This is a genomic window from Pedobacter sp., assembly GCF_041662865.1.
GTDB lineage: Bacteria > Bacteroidota > Bacteroidia > Sphingobacteriales > Sphingobacteriaceae > Pedobacter.
Genome location: NZ_JBAZRL010000004.1, coordinates 101,956 through 121,793, shown reverse-complemented (window position 1 = coordinate 121,793; position 19,838 = coordinate 101,956). Strand labels below are relative to the sequence as shown.

22 protein-coding genes are annotated in these 19,838 nt (G+C 41.5%); 4 read left to right on the top strand and 18 right to left on the bottom strand.

The window, feature by feature from the left end; genetic code table 11:
- Together WC622_RS02725 and WC622_RS02720 are read left to right on the top strand one after the other, a co-directional pair.
- Positions 1–1,710: a DUF6035 family protein gene (locus WC622_RS02725; protein WP_372817038.1), complete on the top strand. Its 1,710-nt coding sequence runs from the start codon at positions 1–3 to the stop codon at positions 1,708–1,710.
- A gap of 350 nt (positions 1,711–2,060) precedes the next feature.
- On the top strand, positions 2,061–4,001 hold the full coding sequence (locus tag WC622_RS02720; protein WP_372817036.1) for a hypothetical protein: 1,941 nt from the start codon (positions 2,061–2,063) through the stop codon (positions 3,999–4,001).
- A 4-nt stretch (positions 4,002–4,005) separates the two neighbouring features.
- Here WC622_RS02720 and WC622_RS02715 read toward each other — a convergent pair whose 3' ends face one another.
- The 5 genes from WC622_RS02715 to WC622_RS02695 all read right to left on the bottom strand — a co-directional run bounded on the left by WC622_RS02715 (position 4,006) and on the right by WC622_RS02695 (position 8,982).
- Positions 4,006–5,031 carry a hypothetical protein gene (locus WC622_RS02715; protein WP_372817034.1) on the bottom strand — a complete coding sequence of 342 codons (1,026 nt, stop codon included), beginning with the start codon at positions 5,029–5,031 and terminating at the stop codon, positions 4,006–4,008.
- Entirely contained in the window at positions 5,031–6,680 is a 1,650-nt protein-coding gene (locus WC622_RS02710) for an ATP-binding protein (protein ID WP_372817032.1), read from the bottom strand. The genes WC622_RS02715 and WC622_RS02710 overlap by 1 nt, the downstream gene beginning before the upstream one ends.
- A gap of 267 nt (positions 6,681–6,947) precedes the next feature.
- The gene (locus tag WC622_RS02705) at positions 6,948–8,027 is read right to left on the bottom strand and encodes a DUF932 domain-containing protein (protein WP_372817030.1); all 1,080 of its coding nucleotides are present in this window, start codon (positions 8,025–8,027) and stop codon (positions 6,948–6,950) included.
- The gene (locus tag WC622_RS02700) at positions 7,990–8,211 is read right to left on the bottom strand and encodes a hypothetical protein (protein ID WP_372817028.1); all 222 of its coding nucleotides are present in this window, start codon (positions 8,209–8,211) and stop codon (positions 7,990–7,992) included. The genes WC622_RS02705 and WC622_RS02700 overlap by 38 nt, the downstream gene beginning before the upstream one ends.
- Positions 8,212–8,403: 192 nt before the next feature.
- A complete protein-coding gene (locus tag WC622_RS02695) occupies positions 8,404–8,982 on the bottom strand; it encodes a hypothetical protein (RefSeq protein ID WP_372817026.1) in 579 nt (192 codons plus the stop codon).
- A gap of 414 nt (positions 8,983–9,396) precedes the next feature.
- Between WC622_RS02695 and WC622_RS02690 the strand changes: the two genes are divergently transcribed.
- A complete protein-coding gene (locus tag WC622_RS02690; RefSeq protein ID WP_372817024.1) occupies positions 9,397–9,795 on the top strand; it encodes a hypothetical protein in 399 nt (132 codons plus the stop codon).
- Positions 9,796–9,822: 27 nt separating this feature from the next.
- Here the strand turns inward: WC622_RS02690 and WC622_RS02685 are convergent, their stop codons facing one another.
- A complete protein-coding gene (locus WC622_RS02685; RefSeq protein WP_372817022.1) occupies positions 9,823–10,458 on the bottom strand; it encodes a UPF0758 domain-containing protein in 636 nt (211 codons plus the stop codon).
- A 156-nt stretch (positions 10,459–10,614) separates the two neighbouring features.
- Here WC622_RS02685 and WC622_RS02680 point away from each other — a divergent pair, with 156 nt between their 5' ends.
- Complete coding sequence (locus WC622_RS02680) at positions 10,615–11,034, top strand: hypothetical protein (RefSeq protein ID WP_372817021.1); 420 nt, start codon at positions 10,615–10,617, stop codon at positions 11,032–11,034.
- Here the strand turns inward: WC622_RS02680 and WC622_RS02675 are convergent.
- From WC622_RS02675 to WC622_RS02620, 12 genes are all read right to left on the bottom strand, one after another.
- Positions 11,029–12,012: a helix-turn-helix domain-containing protein gene (locus WC622_RS02675; protein WP_372817019.1), complete on the bottom strand. Its 984-nt coding sequence runs from the start codon at positions 12,010–12,012 to the stop codon at positions 11,029–11,031. The genes WC622_RS02680 and WC622_RS02675 overlap by 6 nt on opposite strands.
- A 65-nt stretch (positions 12,013–12,077) precedes the next feature.
- Positions 12,078–12,854 (bottom strand): hypothetical protein, encoded by a 777-nt coding sequence (locus tag WC622_RS02670; protein ID WP_372817017.1) that lies wholly within the window; start codon positions 12,852–12,854, stop codon positions 12,078–12,080.
- A 172-nt stretch (positions 12,855–13,026) separates the two neighbouring features.
- Complete coding sequence (locus WC622_RS02665) at positions 13,027–13,203, bottom strand: histone H1 (RefSeq protein ID WP_372817015.1); 177 nt, start codon at positions 13,201–13,203, stop codon at positions 13,027–13,029.
- 68 nt (positions 13,204–13,271) lie between these two features.
- A complete protein-coding gene (locus tag WC622_RS02660) occupies positions 13,272–14,264 on the bottom strand; it encodes a hypothetical protein (RefSeq protein WP_372817013.1) in 993 nt (330 codons plus the stop codon).
- 48 nt (positions 14,265–14,312) lie between these two features.
- Entirely contained in the window at positions 14,313–15,377 is a 1,065-nt protein-coding gene (gene traM / locus WC622_RS02655; protein WP_372817012.1) for a conjugative transposon protein TraM, read from the bottom strand.
- A 28-nt stretch (positions 15,378–15,405) separates the two neighbouring features.
- Complete coding sequence (locus WC622_RS02650; protein ID WP_372817010.1) at positions 15,406–15,633, bottom strand: hypothetical protein; 228 nt, start codon at positions 15,631–15,633, stop codon at positions 15,406–15,408.
- Positions 15,634–16,248 (bottom strand): conjugative transposon protein TraK, encoded by a 615-nt coding sequence (gene traK / locus WC622_RS02645; protein ID WP_372817008.1) that lies wholly within the window; start codon positions 16,246–16,248, stop codon positions 15,634–15,636.
- 15 nt (positions 16,249–16,263) lie between these two features.
- A complete protein-coding gene (traJ, locus tag WC622_RS02640) occupies positions 16,264–17,460 on the bottom strand; it encodes a conjugative transposon protein TraJ (RefSeq protein WP_372817006.1) in 1,197 nt (398 codons plus the stop codon).
- Between the two features lie 10 nt (positions 17,461–17,470).
- Positions 17,471–18,109 carry a TerB family tellurite resistance protein gene (locus WC622_RS02635; RefSeq protein ID WP_372817004.1) on the bottom strand — a complete coding sequence of 213 codons (639 nt, stop codon included), beginning with the start codon at positions 18,107–18,109 and terminating at the stop codon, positions 17,471–17,473.
- Complete coding sequence (locus tag WC622_RS02630) at positions 18,096–18,743, bottom strand: hypothetical protein (RefSeq protein WP_372817002.1); 648 nt, start codon at positions 18,741–18,743, stop codon at positions 18,096–18,098. The genes WC622_RS02635 and WC622_RS02630 overlap by 14 nt, the downstream gene beginning before the upstream one ends.
- Positions 18,730–19,428, bottom strand: coding sequence for a conjugal transfer protein TraI (locus tag WC622_RS02625; RefSeq protein ID WP_372817000.1), 699 nt, complete (start codon positions 19,426–19,428; stop codon positions 18,730–18,732). Before WC622_RS02625 ends, WC622_RS02630 begins: the two co-directional genes overlap by 14 nt.
- 4 nt (positions 19,429–19,432) lie before the next feature.
- Entirely contained in the window at positions 19,433–19,825 is a 393-nt protein-coding gene (locus tag WC622_RS02620; protein ID WP_372816998.1) for a hypothetical protein, read from the bottom strand.
- Between the last annotated feature and the right edge of the window lie 13 nt (positions 19,826–19,838).

The following is a 19,838-nucleotide window of genomic DNA, read 5'->3' as shown; positions in this document are numbered from 1 at the left end:
ATGGCAAAGGAAATAAAAAGAACCATCGAGACTATCCTCAACCTTGAAACGGGGGAAATTCTTGATGTACAGGATATCTTTCGCGATCCTTTAAAAAGAGAAGCGGAGATATTCCAACTACGTTCACAGATTCAACAGCAGGTACATCAAAAAAGAGCTGTATACGTGTGTATATTCTGCAAACAATCTATTGGCATAAGGGGGCATGTCAATAGGAAAGACTACTACCTGGCCCATACTTTTAGAAGTGATGACTGCATCATTAAGACCAATCATCATCTCACAGAAGAACAGATCAGGTGCGTCAAGTATAATGGAGAGAAAGAAAGCGTCCTGCACAATCATCTAAAAAACCAGATTGCACACTATCTGGAATTGGATGATAAAGTAATTGCTGTCCATACCGAAAAAGTCTACAAGGATCTAGCGATATCCAAAGAGTGGAAGAAACCTGATGTGATGGCAGAGCTTACAGACAAAAAAATTGCCTTTGAACTGCAACTATCGACAACATTTCTTTCTGTAATTGTCGGCAGGACGATATTTTACAGGGACAGGGGAATTTTTTTGATCTGGATATTTCCAAATTTCTCGCTTGACAGCCACCTCCAGCAGTTCACACAAAAAGATGTTTATTATAACAACTCATTCAATGTCTACGTCTTTGATGAAGATGCGCAGGAAAAGTCTAAAAAGGAAAATCGGCTCGTTTTAAAGTGTTATTATAAGTGCTTTACAATAAAAAACAACAATATCCAGGAAAAATGGGTGTCCGCATTCATCGGAATTGATGAGCTAAATTACGATACGGAAAAGATGGAGCTATTCTTTTATGATTCGATTAAAGAAAAGGAAATCTTAACTAAACTGTTGGCCGAGCAGAAAGCCGAACAAGCCATAACGGATCAAAAAAATGCAGCAACCTACAAAGCCAGCCATGCTTTGAAATATCTGAGAGAATTTTACAGAAACGATGTAGAGCCCATTCCCCGATCGGTTGAATTCCCATTGCAATACATTGAAACAGAACAGGAAATTGAGATCTTAAATAAAGAAGTAGGATTTAATGGCCTTAAAGTTAAGGTGATCTCAGACCTTTTCCAATCCGGCGAAAAGCCCAATTTCCTGCAATTTGTCTGTGAGCAGGATAACCTCCTTGTCGACACCAAAAACATGGTGGTCGACGGCAAACCTATATTTGAATACCTGATCTATCTAGAAAGCCAATGGGAATTTTATAAGAAAATTTCACTATTATTTAGGAAGGGATATACTTTAAGCAATGTCGACTATGGTTATTTCCACAACTTATATGACAAAAACTATTTTAATGCAACCGAATCCGAGAGAGATTACATTGAAAGATGGGCATTCATCTACTGCCTGAATGCGTTGTGGAACAAAGAGGACTCTTTGTATCTAATGCAGATAAAAAAGATACTATTTGCCATTCTTTCACTTAAAAAGGACTTGTCAATAGGTCATAAATTTGGCAATCTGAAGCAGTTAACTATGAATATCTTGACACATAGCACAGATTTCGGAATGATTTACATCAATGCTCTTAAAAAATTCGATCAATACGACAGACAATTATTAGCGGACAAAAGCGGAAAGCTTAAAGCAAAGATCGACGATTTCAAGAGAGCTGAGCCACTGCAGAACAGCCAATTCGACAGAATTATATACGAGATATTTCCGGAGTTATAATGTACTTATTAACCTTAACCAAACTTATTGATTTCCATGGTTATAGCAGGGAAAAAATAATATTTTTCTGGAGTCCCCTAAATCTCATTAATCAGCGAAACTTACTTTAATTGAAACAACCTGTCTTGCATTACTGGACTTACGTTTCTCCCCTTCAATGATATGAAGGGGACCTTCATCGGCTGGTAGTAAGGCACCATCTTTTCTGTTCGCCAAAATGATCTTCGGGAAATAAGGGATAGAATATCAGAACCATTTACCACCGATAACTTTTAGTCGCTTATGTGTAAACGGGAAACTAATTGAAATGTCTTGTAATTCTACTATCTTAGATAAGAATTAACCTTTCTATGTCAAGAAATATACTTTTAATTGAGCCTAATTTCAAAAATAAGTACCCACCAATCGGACTTATGAAAATATCTACTTACCACAAAATGTTAGGTGATAATGTTCAATTTTATAAAGGCGATCTAAAGGCTTTCGAACTTCGAATTAGATTATCATATACGATTGAGGTATTGCAAAATGTATTGCCAGAATTCAATTGGTTTGACATTGAAAAGGAAATTAAGGCCTACATATCGTCAAAAAGACTAAAACTTCTTGACCACATAGTTGAGAGATTTGAGGATAACTTAGATCTAATAAGGTCTACTCTAAAATCCTGTGCTACAGACAAGCTCAATCATACTTTTGATAGAATTTATGTTTCTACGCTCTTCACTTTTTATTGGGATATTACCATTAAAACCATTGAATTTACTAAGACCTTAACTGGTAATCTACAGAACATATTTATCGGTGGGGTAATGGCCTCCTTACTAACTAAAGAAATAATTGAAGAGACAGGAATTACACCTATCACAGGTCTACTGGACAAGCCCAATGCTTTAGATAACAACTGCGATATAATAATCGACGAGCTTCCATTAGACTATTCGATTCTCCACGAAATAGAGTATGTCTATCCAACGGAAAGCGCCTATTTTACGTTCATGACCAAAGGCTGCACTAGAAAATGTGCTTTTTGTTCAGTACCTAAACTTGAGCCTACCTATAAAGAAAAAATTGATGCGAAGAATCCTTTTGAATACGTAAGAAATATGTTTGGCGAGCAACGCAATCTGTTATTGATGGACAATAATGTGCTCGCTTCGCCTAAATTTCCAGAAATAATACAGGAAATAAAAGATTTAGGGTTTTATAAGGGAGCGACCTTTACCTATCCCAATATGCTAAAAATTGCAATCGACAATTTGATCACAGGATACAATGACAAGGTATATATTAAGGAAGCTTATAACCTCATTCATGGATTAACGAGCCGAATAAAATCTAAATCAAAGACAGAATACGAGCAATTGCTTAAAGACAGCAATCTGCTTCAACTTCCATCTGAAAAAAATATTTTAATAAATGCGTTCCCATTAATCAATGTTTATTTTGAAAAGTATAGATACCAAGGAAAGTTAGCCCGATACGTAGATTTCAACCAAGGGGTAGACGCCCGATACGTCACCGAGGAAAACATGAAGTTAATGTCAGAAATTCCAATAAGGCCACTTCGCCTTGCCTTTGACCATATTGGGATTAAAAAAACGTATATCAATGCAGTTGAACTGGCGGCAAAGTATGGGCTGACAGATCTTTCTAATTACATATTATTTAATTTCAAGGACAAACCAGCCGATTTTTACGAGCGCCTAAAAATCAATGTTGATCTAGGGAAACGATTGAATATTAAGATATTCAGCTTTCCGATGAAATTTGTACCCTTGTTTGGCGAGGAGGCTAAAAGCAGAAAACATGTCGGACAACACTGGAATAAAAAATTTCTTCGTGCTATCCAAACAATTTTAATCGCCACCAGAGGAATTGTAGCCCCTGGCTATGAATTCTTTGAAATGGCGTATGGCAAGGATTTAAAATCGTTTATGGACTTGCTATACATGCCGGAATCTTATATCATAAACAGAAACTATTTTAAGAATAATGGAATGATTGCTGCTTGGAAAAACGATTTCCAGTCGCTGACCGTCTATGATCAGGCAATTGCAAGAAAATTAATAGAGGAAAATGAATTTTCTGATATTGAATCTATAACCCAAAACTCCATGATACTAAGGCTTTTAAGCCATTACAAGTTTGACAATGATAAGAAAATTGTAGATGTGGAAGTAAATAAGTTAAGATCATACTTTGACAAATTAATTAAACACGATATGTTTATTGATTTGACTTTGACTCATGATTTTGAAATATCGATGAAGGAATTTAAAAGCGCATGATCTTCTATGCTCTACTCCATAAAGTCTTAGACGAATAACTTTCTGCAATGATCTTCTGAATATCAGGATCATAGTCGTTTTCCGTTATATATTTCTCGTCATTAAAACAGCTAATAACCTTGTCTGTGGCGAAGATAAACTTGTCATTTAAAAATTTCTCACAGTCCTGGACATACAATTGCTCCGCATCTTTGCGTCGTGTTCCTAAGATTGTAAACGTCATCATCCTGTGTGGCAGCAATTTACCAGTATCTCGATTTGGATAGCTACTACCATGATAAAATACAGGTGGTAAAAACTCTACATGAAAATCATACTTCCTGAAACGCTCACTTAACATCGAATAGCAATAGGCCTTAAGGTGCCTGACTGCTAATACTTCCGGCTTCTTAATGGCGGATATCTTTTTAAGGTATTTCTTGATGCAGGCATCTTTTATCGCACTCAGATCCTCATCGAAAGAATTTGTATTGACAGTAATGTACATGATAAACTTTTCACCTTTACCGTCATTAGAAGCAACAAGTTCATATTCTAAAAACTTATCAATGACATCAAGTTTTGTGATATATTTAATTACTTTTCCCTGCTCATTTAATACTTGCCTAGGAACCAAAATATTACTGCAAAAATCCAAATTGTAGATTTTCAAAAAGTCATTCTGAGCGTAGGTTTGTCCTCTTTCAGAAAGACCACCCATAACAATATCTTCCATCCATCCTTGATAAACAAATCCAGACTTGATCTTATCTTGTCTTTCCAATTTTTGCAATAAGTCATCAAGTTTAGCGACATCAATAACTTCACCTTTTTTATAGCTAGAGCATTGAAAAGCAATCACTTTATCAAGATAATCTATCCATTCTAACACATCAAGTGCCTCAATATCAGGAAGACCAATGTAAATTAACTTCTTCTTTAAGGTGTCGCTTAGGGCTTTTATCAATGGTTTACACCAAAGTTTTCTAATCAGATCCTTTCTTGCATGATCGGTAAAAAAGCTGGCTGGTGCAGCTGAAGTTGAGGCCATTATTCAGATTCGTAAATTTCTTCTATATCTTCTCTAAGCTCATTTAATTTTTTCACATAATCTTCTCTACTTGACGATTGTGTTTTTATGAACTTCTCATCAATTATATCGATAATCGTTTTTAAATCAGAGCTTAATTCCAGTCCGATCATCTGAATCACTTCTATTAAACTCTCAGCAGCTGGTTCAGACGGCTTGACAGAATTTGGTGTAATGATCTTAGCTATCGTATTGGCATTGTTTGCAACTGTAGCTTTCTTTTTCTTATTCTTTTTTATGTCCAAATAAGATTTAATATCATCCAAAAGACCATTAATACCTTTAATGGCCTCATGGGCTTTTTCGATATTAGCGCCTTTTAATTTTTCAGCGTCAAGCTTTTTCTTTAGCGAGATATTAATCGTATTTAACGTTTGAAAAAAGTCAAGTAGTTTATCTCCGTTATCTTGAAAAAACTCTATCTGGGCGGTGATTTCATTATACTTCTCAATTGCTGAGAACAGGTCTTCCTCAGCCTTTTGATGCTCTTGATACTCATCTGCAACTTTGTTAAATCTATTTGCTGTCTGCTGAAGAACTCCATAGAAAGTTGTTCTTATAGAAGAATGTTCAAAATCCGTACGCGGTCCATTAGGAAGCAACTTTGGATGCACTGCAATAAATTCACCTACGTACCTATTAAAATAAGTTGGTCTACCATAATGAATAATAAGATCTTCTCTCTTTCCAATAGTAAAGCCGTGCTTTTTAATGATGAACCCTCTAACTTTCCCATTTGGAATTGTCCTTCTGCCATTGTTAAGGCATCCCCAGGCTAAGCCCATAAAACCTTCAGCGCTGTTTAGTTCGTAAAATTTAGGTTCCAATGGCGCATCATCAGGATGTGCTTTATCTCTGAAATCAGAATCTTTATATGGTCTATAGAGCTTTTGCTCGTTGCCGTTAATATCTAAAAGCAAATCAATTGTACGGAAGAGTGCGTTATTCTTCTTACAAATTTCAGTAATGTATTTTTGAATCTTTGCCCCATGCATAAAATCAGGGGAAAACGGTAATGGTACTACCCGTTCCAAGTACTCGGCAACTTCGTCATACTTTGACAACGACCCGAAGAAATTACTGTCTAGGCCTAGCATTTCGATCCTAGTGCCGGTCTTCGGAAACTCGAATTCATCAAGTTCGGTGAATTCTATATTGTTTTCTAGCAGGGTTTGAAGGTCAATCTGTTGTTCCAGTTCCGTTGAGCTCTCGATTTTTGAATCTTTCTGATTTTCCAAATCAAACCTTATTTCTGCAAAATTAATGGTCAATTGATGTGGCTTTTCATCCTTTGTTTTTGAGTAAATACAAAGTTTTTCACACAGGTGCAATGAACTATAAATTCCTATGCCCATGAATCCTACGCTTTTTTTCGGATTTTTGTCTGATATGCCTACACGAATTGCCTTGCGCATGATGATTTTATCCATGCCATGCCCATCGTCAGTAATGCTAATATTATTATGGCGTATTTTTATCGAAATAGTCTCTGCCATCGCATCAACCCCGTTTTGAACATATTCTCGCAGAGCATCCTTTGGGTCAGCATACATCCCCTTAGTAATGATTGAGATAAGCTCCCCACCTATGTCGTGTCTAGTTAATTTCATTATAATTTCATGTAAACTTGCATGCAAGAATAGTACATAGTAAAAGTTAGCGAAGTTACAACTAAATTAATAAAAAATTAGTGAGTCAATGATGCCGGCACTAATTTAACATAGAGCTCTCGTTAATTTGAGGTGGGCTTCAATATCTTTTGATCTCGCCTATCACTTAAAACGAACTTATTGCCCGCAAGGGCCGCCCGAAATTTTGGGCATGACAAAGCACTAAGAACTACCCGCCCTTAGTGCCTAATTTGATCTAAAAGGATCTTAATTCAGCGCATTCACCCCAATCCTTGCAAAATCATTGCATAGATCAAAGGTAGCTTGTGCTTTGCCTAAGGCATTGCCCGACATAATCGAATTGAATTTTGCTTCGTCATTTTTAAAGTTTCTAACGTTCTGAAAATAACCAGTCACGCTGTTGTACGTCCCAAACAAAGTTCCTTTTGTGGTGTCTAGTTGCTGTGTCGGACTGGTGGCGGAATATTCAAGTACATTCTCCACCATGTTATTGAACACACTGGAAAATTCGTCCTGCCTGCCTTTCTTTAGGTTGTCCAAAGTTTCCTTATTTGGAGCCAATGCCATCTGCACCAGTTTTTTTACCTGTCTGTCCGTAATCTTCACTTTCGACCAATGGTTAAACAGCTCTTCCATTTCACCGCTCAATTGGTTGGTTATGCCCAATAATTGATGTGCCTGTTTCAAACGCTCGTGCGCATTTGCGGTATGGCGTATCTTGACTGCGCCCGTTTGATTTTTCATAGCGGCATTGAGCGTATTCTGGCAACAAACTCTAATGGGCGTAAAAGAAGCGGTGATACTACCGAACCCATCGTGAGAAGTCGTCAGGAAAAGAAACTGTTCGATCAGATCCGACTTTCCCACCTTGATATATTCGGGCAATTTTGCCGTTATAAAAATGCGTTCGCCATTGCCCAAAGCCCCTGCGGTCTCATACAAAATGCCGTCCTTACCGCCAACAATGCTATCGAAAAAGGAAAACGCATCTACATTTTGCACAACATGGTATTCTTTGCCCACCACGCCCAACACCTCGTCCGTATCGGTGCGCATAGTGGTGTAATATTTAGGGACTAGGATATTAGGCTCAAAGGCGTTCATATACTCGTCCGTTTCAGGGTCTTTAAAAATTTCATAATTTTCCCCGTTGACCGTAAACAACGGACGTTTTTCTACAGTAAAATCCAGCCCTGCGTGTTTAATCGCCTCTGCGCTGGTCGGGTAATCCGCTATGATCGTACCCAAACCATGCCAAGCTTTTTCTTTAACGCTAAAAAAAGCGTCCTTACATGTTTTGCTGTTGTGATTTATGTTGTGTGCCATAATTGATATTTTTAACGTTCCTAATTCTTGATAGTAAAATTTCGGTTTCCAGTACATTGATATTAGCGGTATCGCTAAGACTTAGCCTAGACTGGGTTTCAATCTCATGTACTATATCTGATATTTGGGTATGGTCTGCATGGACTGCCACACGTACCATAATAAAAAGGGTCTCGTACTTCATCGTTTTTGTGTATGTAGTTTTTTGAATTTGTCCAACTGCTGATAAAATGCTTTCGGGTTTTCCTCCTCGAATTCAAGCCCGTAGCCTGTCCAGTATAACTGATCTAAGAATTCTATAAATGCCTCAAACATGATTTTAGGATTTAGTAAAAAAATATAAACGCCCCACCCAAAGGGCAGGGCGTTTGATTGATTACTTTTGAGGAATAAAGATTTCGCCCTCGATTTCCGCCAGTTTATCCACGCAAAGCGTATTGACCATTTTTGCTACCGCATTGATGATAAACGGGTTTTTGGTCGTAAACTCCCTGCCTTTATCATCTTCAATGGTCAGTTCGCAACGTTGAAAATGCGTGCTGTCGGTTTCCTCCGCATCGTCTTTCTGCGCCACCTCGAACGCTTCCAATGTTCCGATGGTTTCCAACAATTTGCCCCTTTGATTGATACGACGGTTTAAGTCCAAAGCCAGTTTTATCGTCGCTTCCAAGTTCATGGCAGGTTTAACCTCCTGCAATTGTTCCTTGATTTCAATTTTTGTCGGTTCTGCTTTTGGCGCTTCTACTGGCGCAACCGCTTTGGGTTCTTCTTTTGGCTGTTGCCCGTTGTTTCCTACTGGAGGTTTTACCGCTTCGGTGTTTGGTTTTTCCTTGTCCGGATCAACCTGATTGGCATTTTCTTTTAAAGGCACTGCCGGACGGATAGCCGATTTATCAGTCAATGTGCCTTTTACTGCTCCGTTTTCTTTTCCGCTTGTGATTACTGTAGTTTTCATGATTTTGATTTTTAAATGTTTATGGATATTGTTTAATGAATTCGCTATTGTGTTTGTGCCTGTGCGCTACGGTCTGGCCGTTGTGCTTTGTGCGGTGGGTGGGCTTCTGCCTTTTGTTCTGCTCATGGGTTTTTCTGCTTTAATAAATTCAGTCGGCAGGAGCCTCCTGCCTTTTTGTTAAATCCCATCACCTGACCACAATCCAGTAGGCAGGCAAGACTTTGCGAAAAAAAATACGCTCGCGAAGCGAGGAAGATTTTTTTTCTGCAAACCCCCTTGGGGGCTTGGTCTTGACTAGGCTAATGGATTGTTCAGAAATTTTGGCACAAAAAGGTTGGGGGTAATTTGGATGCGCTTATCAAACCTTAATCAGGGATTCGTTATTTTTACAGTCATCCTATACAGCTGGCTACCATGCAGGCAAAAAAAAAGAAAAAGAAAACGATCATTGCAAAGACCACCCAGCCCAGGGCGATGCGCCTGCAACGGGCGAAATCATGGCTAAGTAGTTATGAGGGAAAGAATGTAGTCAGGGGATATGCTAAGAAATACAGGGTCGACCTGCTGTGCGCCATCGCCGAACTGCGGACGCTGGGCGTTGAAATAAAACCTGAATACGAGCAGGCCGTGCGGCAGACAATTGTCCAAAGGGTAGAGCAGAACAAAACACAGAAAGAGGTCAAAAACCGTGAATTCGATGGCATCAGCGACCATCAGGATGGGGATTTTGCCTATATAGCGGGCTACACCATTGGCGGTGCTCCTTACGGCATCAGGTGGGAAGAAATGGACGGAGCGCAACTGGAAGAATAAGTTGACCCCAACCATTCTCCAGAACAGCTAATTCCCATGAGCAGGTAGATAAGCACCGCTGGCAATCCGCATGGTCTTTACAGGCTTTACGTTGAGAATAGGATACATCCTTTTAGCCAGTTCCATTGCGGCCATGACCGAACTTGCCTTGGCAATACCCATCCCCGAAAAGCGGCACAAACCTTTAATATCCATTTTCGATAAAGCCAGAAGATCGCCATCAACACTGTCCAAAATCCTTCCGGCCAGAGAAACAGCGGTTTCATTGGGCGTACCCGAACCGATCAGCATGGCCAGCAGTTCGACGCTTTTCATTAAAGTCGGCCCCTGTTCCAGCATTTTCTCACGTGGACGCATTTCAGGTGCCCAGCTCTTGATTCCCTTATCCCTTATTTCCTGTTTGTTACGGTACATATCCTGAACCGTTTCCTCGGGCTTACCCACATATTCAACAGTAATAAAGAGCGAGGACAGGCAGGCGATGAAGATCGGAAGATCCTCTTCCCAGACCGAAAGTGAAGACCGCTCATAAGTCCCGTCAGGTTTGGAATCACTCCTGGTAATCCGGATATAATTACTATTGTTCCTTGCGATCTTAAAATCCAGGAAGTAATACTTTCCCGCTGAGGAAAAGCTTTCTGAGGCAATGATGTCATTTTTCATAGCGATTGTTTTTAATGTCCGAAAGCAAAATTGAGAGGGATTTTCATCACATGCAGCATAAAAAGTACACCTATCCGATACCTAGAATGAAAACCGTTACCAAAAACTTTTATCCGATAATTAATGTTATAAACGGGACTTACCAAGAAAAAAACAATGGAGACGACACTTGAAAACCCTTCACCCCCAAACAGAACATGTGACTATTGCGGAAGGCCGATCAGTGGAAGGTTGGACAGGAAATTTTGCGATGTCAACTGCAAGAACAATTTCAACAGCAGGCAGAGGTCGGCTTTCAGGGCAGGTGTACATCCCAATGCTGGACAGATCATTAAACAAATAAAGATCAATTATGAAATACTGCTCAAGCGTCAAGTCCAAAAAATTGAAAAAGACGCAACCACATATATCAACAAGGAACAACTGGTCAAAGATGGGTTTGACCCGAGGTTTTTTACTTCACTAACCACCGACAAGTGGGGAGAAATTTGGAAATGCTGTTTTGATTGTGGCTTTAGAGAAATAGAAGACGGCAACATAGAACTTGCCCACTTTCCCAAACAAGCAGAATTATAGCGACTCATTATGATCCTCTTGTGCACCCGAAGACGGCTCAGGTTCCTCACCATTTAAGGGTTCAAACCGCATATACCGGGAAATACCATAATCCTTCAGGTGCGCTATGGGATCAACGAAACAATACCACGGATAAAAGACGACTTCCTCGATACCGTTTGCATTAACTTCCTTTACAGGGCCTCCAATTCTCAGCAGTTCATGCGGTGGCAGGAATTTTTCGTTATCACTGAGCAGGAACAGTTCAAAATAGGCACTTTTTCCGTCCAGATTGGGAATAATCCTTGATCGGATCGTACCATCCTTTTTCCAAAGTTTAAGCATCTTTTCCTTTAATCCAAAGTCCAGCTCCAATTCGATGGCCGAATAGAAACTATCCTTTGACTGCGCCGCCTCAAAGGGGATAATTCCAGATTCAAGCGCCCGCTGGCAGGGAATACATTTCAACCCATGCTTGTCAAACCATGACTCTTCACCTGAAACCACTCTGGAACAGATCACGCAAGCCTTCTTCTCCTCATAGTGAAAACCATCCGGAAATCGTTCCAGCTTCCGTTCATCTTCTACTTCCTTGAGGACAATTTCAGTCACGATATTAGCCATCAGGTTTAAAAAGCGTTCCTCCTCTGTTGCACCAGCCAGTTCGTCTGGTCGTTGAAAAGAACCTTGTTTTGCTTTTTTTCGGGACTTAGCTGGCTGCTTAGCTAGGACAGCTTTAGCAGCAGGCTTTGACATCACTCTGGACTTTTCCATACTGTCAACGCGTTTACGGGTTGCTGAGTGCGCTGTCACAAAGGCTGAAATCTCTACTTCATAGTATTCACATAAACGTAGCAGTTGCACCGCACTGATATCAGATTTGCCGCTTTCAAAGGCCAGGTATTCCCGCTCGGAAACGTTAAGGAGCATCGCAACCTGTTTCGGCTTTAGCCCATGCTTCGACCGAAAAAGCACCATATTTTCGCCTATCGTGTTCATCACAATTCAAATCAATATTTCACGGCTGTTTCCTCCGTTTCGCCCTTCGCTTGGTCGGATAGCGCCTATTCACAAAACTTTCTGGAAAAGCACTTTGACTGCAAAACTCCTGTTTTGGCTTTGGGTTTGGCATCCTGCTCGGTAGGTGGATTTTCTGAATCCGTCCTTCGCAGGTAGTTCATGATCTTATAATCCTTCAAGTACTCAAACGGATCGCAGCACTGGTACCATTTCAGGTGGCGCTCATAAACTTGACCGTCCACTTCCTGCTCTACGGTATCGCTGAACCGCAACATCTCTTTTTGAGGAAGAAAACCATAATTGTCCGCAATCAGAAATATCCGCAGGTGTTTAGCGCTCGGATCACCGAAACGGGAAATAATACGCGGCTTGATGATTCCCTTGTGAATCCACTGTGTCAAGGCTTTTCCCTGTACATTAAAAAGTGATTTCAAATCGTAATCGGTATAAAAACTCTCGTGGTCACCAGTCAGTTCGCCGGGGATCAGTCCGGACTCCACCGCCTTCTGGCAATGCATGCATTTAAGACCGTACTTATCATACAACATCCCAACATCCGACCCACCAAGATTACATAACCTGCAGCTATAGCCTTTGGGTTCAAATACATATCCTTTTGGATTTCCTTCAAGCTTTTGCTTCCAGTCCTCCTCATCCATCACCTGGTCAAGCGCCAGCCTCGCCAGTTTGTAAATCAGCTCGGCAACATCGGACACTTCCTTGTCCGTGAAATCGCGGCCATGTTCCTTTTCCAAGCTCAATTTGATTTCTTTCAGCCTTGCGGCAGGGATCGTGAATTCGTTGCCTTTAAAGTCGAACATACCTTATTGATTTAAGGTTAAACTTAGGATAGCGGAGTTTCATGAAATCTGAGAAAACAGAAACCAACGCTAACTACCTATAATTCAACGTTGAAATGTCGGCCGTAATTGTCCCAAAAACAAAAAAACCTGACCGTTTCCGATCAGGTTTAATTCCCAAAACACCAGTTAATTATTTAGTGTTCTTTTTCTCTGTGATTTCTTTACGGATCTCAGTTGCCAGGACCTTTAAGTCCTGCATTGCCTTACGCACCCTTGTTCCAGCGGCACCGTTCCCCGAATTAAAGAATTTACCTGCATCTGTTTCAATGTCAGAGACAAGTTGCTTTACCTTTTCAAATTTTTCCATGTTTTTAATTTTATGATGAATAGTTTATTAGTTACCTGACCAGAAGGCGAATATATAATTATTTGTGATTACACGCCCATTCCCTGACCTTGGGCTACCTCTTTGTCTTTACCCTGCTCTTGCTTTTTAGAGAAAGCGTTGCTCATTTCCAATCCGGTTTCCTTTTGGAATTGCTCCCTTTTTTCCGGCTTGCCATTCTCCGCATAGAAATTCAGCTTGCCATACCGTACTGCGGTTTCCAGATACATTTTGGTTTCCTGTCCATCTTTTTCTACGGTGACAAGCGGGCGGTTACCATTCATCAGGGAGGTTTCCAAAGCCTCTGCCTTTTTCGGCTCTGCCATTTCCTTGATCTTATAGTCATCTAAAAGGGCTTTTACATCATAACCGTATGCATCGGTAAACTGGCGGAAAGTTAAGTTGTTCTGGCGGTCACGTTCCTTTTCTGTATCGAGTTGCATCCATGCCTTGTAAGGGGTGCCTTCTCTGCTTAATAGGTCATCACGGTAAACCGATCTTCCCTGAACTAAATTGGCGGCCTGTTCTTTTGAGAATCCCTTCCCATGATCTAGCCAAAAAGTCTGTGGCATAGGAGGCGAATAGAAATCACGCTTAAATTCCCTGGACACATAGTTCACTTTGCCTTCTTCCATGTTGGCGACCATAGTCTTACTTGCCGCACCTTTTCCAAAAGCAAGTTCAGCGTTGCCCTTCTGTTTGTTAAACAATTCAATGGCTTCGGAAAGATTTTCCAGTTTTTTAACCGAATTATCCTGTCCTTCGGGCATCTTAATTATCACCATATATTTTTGTCCTTCTTCCAAAGGCTTAAGCTGGTTATGAACCGCTTCCAGCCTGTTCAGGTAGTAGTAATCCGATTGTCCCGACTGTTTAAAGTGCAGTGTAATATCGACCTGCCCTTTGTTTGCTTTTACAGCATCGTAGAGCTTAAAATTGGGATCGTTGTTTTTCATGTGCTCTTCCATTTTGGTAATGAGCGGATCACCGAACCCAAGCATTTTCATTTCATCTCTCAGGTCCTCAAGGTTGTTCAAATTCATATCTATCTATTTTTAGTTAAAAAATGTTACTGTTAAATCCACTATAAATTAGCGGTTCTTCTGCTTGTTGTTGCGAAGCAGGATTGCCCGACCCGCATTCAGCTTTACCTTAATGCTTTTTACCTTTTTGCTGATAAGCTGTCTTGCCGCATCGATTCCGGCACCTGCTACCTGCGCACCCACTGATGCATCAAAACCACCAAAGCCGATACTCCTTACCGCATCATCGGTGCCGTCATTCAATGCTCCTGTCAGTAACGCTTCGGGCGCATCGATACCAATCATCCCGTCAAGGCTATAGACCGAAAGGTCAACGGGAATGATGGAAGTGCCCAACCTGATATTTTTAATATCGAGCAATAGGCGCTGGTTGGTTATCCTGCAAGCCCCAAAAAGTTCCTGACCTTTTGGAATAAGCAACCCGTTTATGCGAAGGGTATCCTGCAACCTGATTTTAACGGTTGCACCCTGAACGGCCTTTTGATTATCCACTATGATTGCGGGTGTCGCCCTGAACTGGCTGTCTGGACTGAGCGACTGTACAAATTGCAACCGCTGGATGACGCGCTCGGGATGCTGGATATCCAGGATGTTCTGCATCATGGCATTGAGCTGAACCATTTCTGGGTCTTCGGATTTATTGTCCTGCATGGATTTCATCAGGATTTCAAGCCTGTCGACATCAGATTTAATCGAACTGGCTTCTGGCCGAACAGCCGCCGAGGGTTTAACCTTGACAGGTTCTGGCTTGCTGATTTCCTTTGTAATGGCCTCAAGCTTTTCATCAATTTGTCTGGTCTGGTCGTGTTCCGATGGTTCCTGTTTTCCGCTTGCGTCATTAAAGCCGAGTTGTCCCGCAATCCTTGCGATGCCATTTTCTTCACCATTTGAACCAGTACCAGACTGCTGGTAATAATCAGCTTTAGTTTTTGGCGTATCGTTGGAAAAAGCGGCATCAGGCAGACTTGTGTTAATACCGGCATTCAATTTCGGTGAATGTTGGTTGCCACTTCCCCCGCCCATAGCGTAGAACGCCAACGCCATAAAAGGCACAATGAGCAATGGCATAAATAAAAGGATCTTCCTTTTATCAGTCTTAGATTTTGTTTTCATATCAATTGATTTTTGTTGAATAATCAGGTTATTTAAAAATGCCTAGTGAGGTTATCAGCAGCCAGAGCATGTAGCCTCCGAATGCCGAGCAGAAAATGACCAGTCCGAAAGTTAAATCATGCTTGGATAAGCCAGTTGCTTTGTTATTTAGCCAGTCCGCGACTTTCCGTTGGCATTGTTCCAGATATGCTGCCATGCGCACGGATAACTTTCCCTGCCTTTCTGCATCTTTCAGTTTCTTAAAAATTTTCATCATTTATGGCTTTAATGTTTTATCCCTGTTTTCAATCGTTTCCCATCGCTGGATCAAAAAACCATGCGGGTTGTTATCCGATCTGGACACGTTGCGGATATAGCCTTGTGTTACCAGTTTCCTGTTTATGGTTGATGTGGAACGGATCAAGGTTTGAGTAGCGTAGCACCTGAAGTAATAGGGGTACTGGTCAATATCCAGGGAGATGCTGTCCACCTCGATTTCCTGGGAAATGTTGGCTGAAATGATGTTGTTATAATAGCCCTGCTCTTTCAAGTTGTCAGCCGTTTTCCGTGCGCTTTCATCGGCAAGATAAAGCGCCTGTCCAAGGTTTATTTTGATCACCTTATCATCAGGATCAAGGGTAAAAAAGTAATGATGAAAGGTCTTGATGTGATCCCTGATCTCAACCGGAAGGTTATCTTTCCTCGCCGAACTAAAGGCCTCGATAGCCTTTCCATTTGCCAGGATATACACTTTTGATTGCATGGTTTTAACCAGATCAAAGCTTTTGTAGATGGCAAAACCCGACAAGGTTACACAGGCCAGTATCAGAAAAATACTGAACCGTTTGATGTGCTTGAAGGCCGTATCTATATTTTTAAACTGTGTGAACATAATATTGGTTTTTAATTAAGACTTACCACTTAGTTTGTCCTTGAAATAATCCTGCCCTGAGGCTTCGGCCATTCCCGACATCTGGCGTTTCCCATCGCCAAAGGAATCAGCGATCATACCAGCTCCGTACTTGATACCCGCGATACTGTTATTGGCACCTTGTTTGGTTTCCCTGTAACTTCCAGCGCTAAAGCTGTTGATCTTTGTCAGGATACTATTACCACCGCCAGCATGTACCACGTAGTTGGCTACGGTCGGCACGCAAAAGTATCCTACAATGCCTATGAGCATAAAGATCATGTACGCCGTATCGGTCGAAGAAAAGAAGGTATCGCCGTTCTGAGCGACTTCCTCAATATCCAGTTTGATCATGTTCTGCTGTATTTTACCCAGGATCGCACCGAAAATATTGGCAATTGGTAACCATAAAAAGATGTTGATATACCTAGCCACCCAGACCGATAAGGTATGCTGGAGTCCGTCAAATACCGCAAAACCTAATACCAGCGGCCCAAGAATTGCCAGTACGATGAGAAAGAAGGTACGGAGCGTATTGATGCAGAGTGCCGCCGCCTGATAAACAAGTTCCAGCAGTTCGCTCATGAACTGCTTAAAGCTGTGCCGCATCTTAAAGTCCTGCCGATCTGCCCAGAATTTGATGTCATTACCTACCGCTTCCAGCCAGTTCTCGTCATCTCCATTGGGGTCTTTCGGGTGGGTATATTTGTACCATTCTGAACGGTTACCAGAACCGTCTTCGCCAACATACATTTTCCATTTGGTGGATTTTTTCAGTTCTGCTTCTTTTCGCTTGAGCAGCTCTTTAATTACAAGATTACTATCTTTCACCATTGCGCCAGTTGCTGAAACTATGGGTTTAAGCACTCCATTCATTACGCCAAGCAGGGCGGGGAAAAGGACGATGGCAAGACCGAGTGCAAAGGGGCGCAATAACGGGTAAAAGTCGATCGGTTCGGCGGATGCAATCTGGCGCCATACACGGCTGGCGATATACCAGAGTGCGCCAAATCCAGCTATCCCCCTCGCTACGTCGATAAGTTCGGCGCAAAGCGGGATCATTTCGTCATACACTTTTTCAAGGACACTGTGCAATCCCCCGATCTGTCCGGCAAGGCCTTGGGCATGGGATGTAATGGGAAGCAAGAGCATCATAAATGCCATTAGTCCTAATAATTTTATTATTGTTTTCATGTTGTAAATGTTAGGGATAAAGGCTCATCGTATGCTTTAGTTCGGCTTTTTGCCTTTCCCTCGCTAAGGAGAGTGACATTGCCTTGCTGTTGAAGTCCCGCAGGAAGACAAGTTTATCCTGCACGTCCAAAAAAATCCGGTCAATGGCCTCTAGGCGTTCGGAATCACTCATGCGCAGTTTAGAAGAGGTAATGATCATGACAAGTTCGTCCAGGTTATCTATGCTCTGGTCGAAAAGTTGCTTATATACCTTCCCCAAATAACCCAGCTCTTCAGGATTGAAAGTGTCCGATGAATTGAACTTCTGAAATGCGGATTTATACTCGGTAACTATGTTCTTTTGATAGGTGATAATATCTGCTACCCGCCTGTACTTTTTGACTTCGGGACTGACCAGCACCAGGCCATCTAAAAAGACCTCATGCAGGGAAAAATTGCCCTGGGATATATTTTTGATCGCATTGTAGCCGCCGGAGATCACCTGATATCCTTTTTTCATGTCGGACAGGATGTTCTTCAACTGGCTGAGCTTTTCTACATTCAAAAGCAATTGCTGCGCTTCCTGTGACTGTGCCTTCGCTGATATATTCACGGTAAAAACCATCACCAGCAGGTATAGGACCATTCTTGTTTCATTAATGAATTTCATAGCGATTCTTTAATTGTTCAATTGATTTCTTTTCTATTTCCTTTTGCCGGATAAACTGGCTGATCTCGGCGGTGAAACTTTGGGAAAAAACCGACTTGTCCTGCATCGAGAGGTAGATCTTATCCAGCCGCTTCATACGTTCATCGTCAGTCATTTCTATCTTTCCCGAAGTGATTACCAGTAATAGTTCCTCCAGATCTTTCAGGCTCTCTTCCCAAAGGTTTTCTCTGACTTCCCGAATGTAGAGCTGGTTAGAAAGCGACAGGTGAGGATTGGATTTTATTGCGTTAAATGCCTTGCCGATCCTGATCTGCATTTCGATGATTTCCGCTACCTTGATATTATTCTTTATGACAGGGCTTACCTTTTTAAGTCCGCTGATAAATGCATTGTGCAGGCTGAACTCACCATTAGACAGGTCTTTGATGGTTTGCAGACCGGAACTGGCGATCTCATATCCCTTTGTAAGATACTTGGTGTACATTTCAAGGGCAGCGATCTGCTCCAGCAGGTATTTTTTCTGCGTCTTTTTCTGGTTGAAAAATTCGGCGAAGGTCTGCCCGTTGCTGTTACCGATAGCTGCGAAAATGATCAGGCAGGACATCACGCACGCTTTGATTTTACTCGATCCCATAAATCTCCTTGAGTTTAGCGGTCTCATCCAGCGACTTAGATCGCTTGATGCTTAGGCCGATGTTACCGGAATTGAATTTTTTAAGCGAGGAATAATTGGACTCCATTTCAAGAACTGCTTTAGCGATCAGTTTCAGCCTTGCCGCATCGCTCATCTGGGTCTTAAAAGAATTGATCACCAAAAAGATCTGGTCTAAATTCTTAATGCTTTCGTCAAGGATTCCGGCATAGACTTTCTGCATGTAATCCAGTTCTTCGGGCTGAAAGTGTTTGTCCTTTTGAAAAAGGCCCCATGCCCACTTGTACTCATCCACGATGTTTACCTGGATTTGCGTCAGATCTTTAATCCGCTTATAATAGGCAATAGCCGACTTGATGCGCCACAGCTCATCATAATATTTAGCGTACTGTTCCTTTTGCTTTTCCGTCCAGTCTGCGATTTCAGTGAGTTTGAGTTTTGACAACTGGTTTTCCAGAACTTTCTGCGCGTTCTGCAGCCAGATCGTTTCATTCTGCAAACGCTGGACTTTCAGGTCAACTGCTTTGATGACCTTTTTAACCCCCGCCTTGATCACTTCCAGTACCGCAATTTGTGCACTTGCCCCTGAAGGCAATCCCACAAACAGCGTCATGGTGCTCAAAGGCAGGATGACCATATACTTTTTCATATATTTTATTAGTTTCATGTTTCTAATTTTTGTTGGTTAACTTGGTGTATTCCCTGTTAGCGACCAGGATGCGACCAGCATCAGGGTAAATGGTAATGATCTTACCACGCTTTACTTCTTGCATCGATTTGGTTTCCTCGTTATACAGGGCTACCCACTGCTCATTTTCCCTTTGAAGTTTCATCAGCTTCCCGTTCTCCTTCCGCTGGTAAGCGGTCTTACGGTAGATTCGGTAGGAACTGTTCTGTTCGCTCATGGGCTGGATGATCAGCGTGTCATAGGCCACACTATAATCGCCCTCGGCATAATTAACGTAGGTGCCAGGAATAAAAGAGCGGGTATCGGTCACTCCACCGCCCCGGCAAGCCATTAGGATTGTAGCGATAATGGCTATTAAAATGATCTTGATCTTCATGTGTTTTTCTATT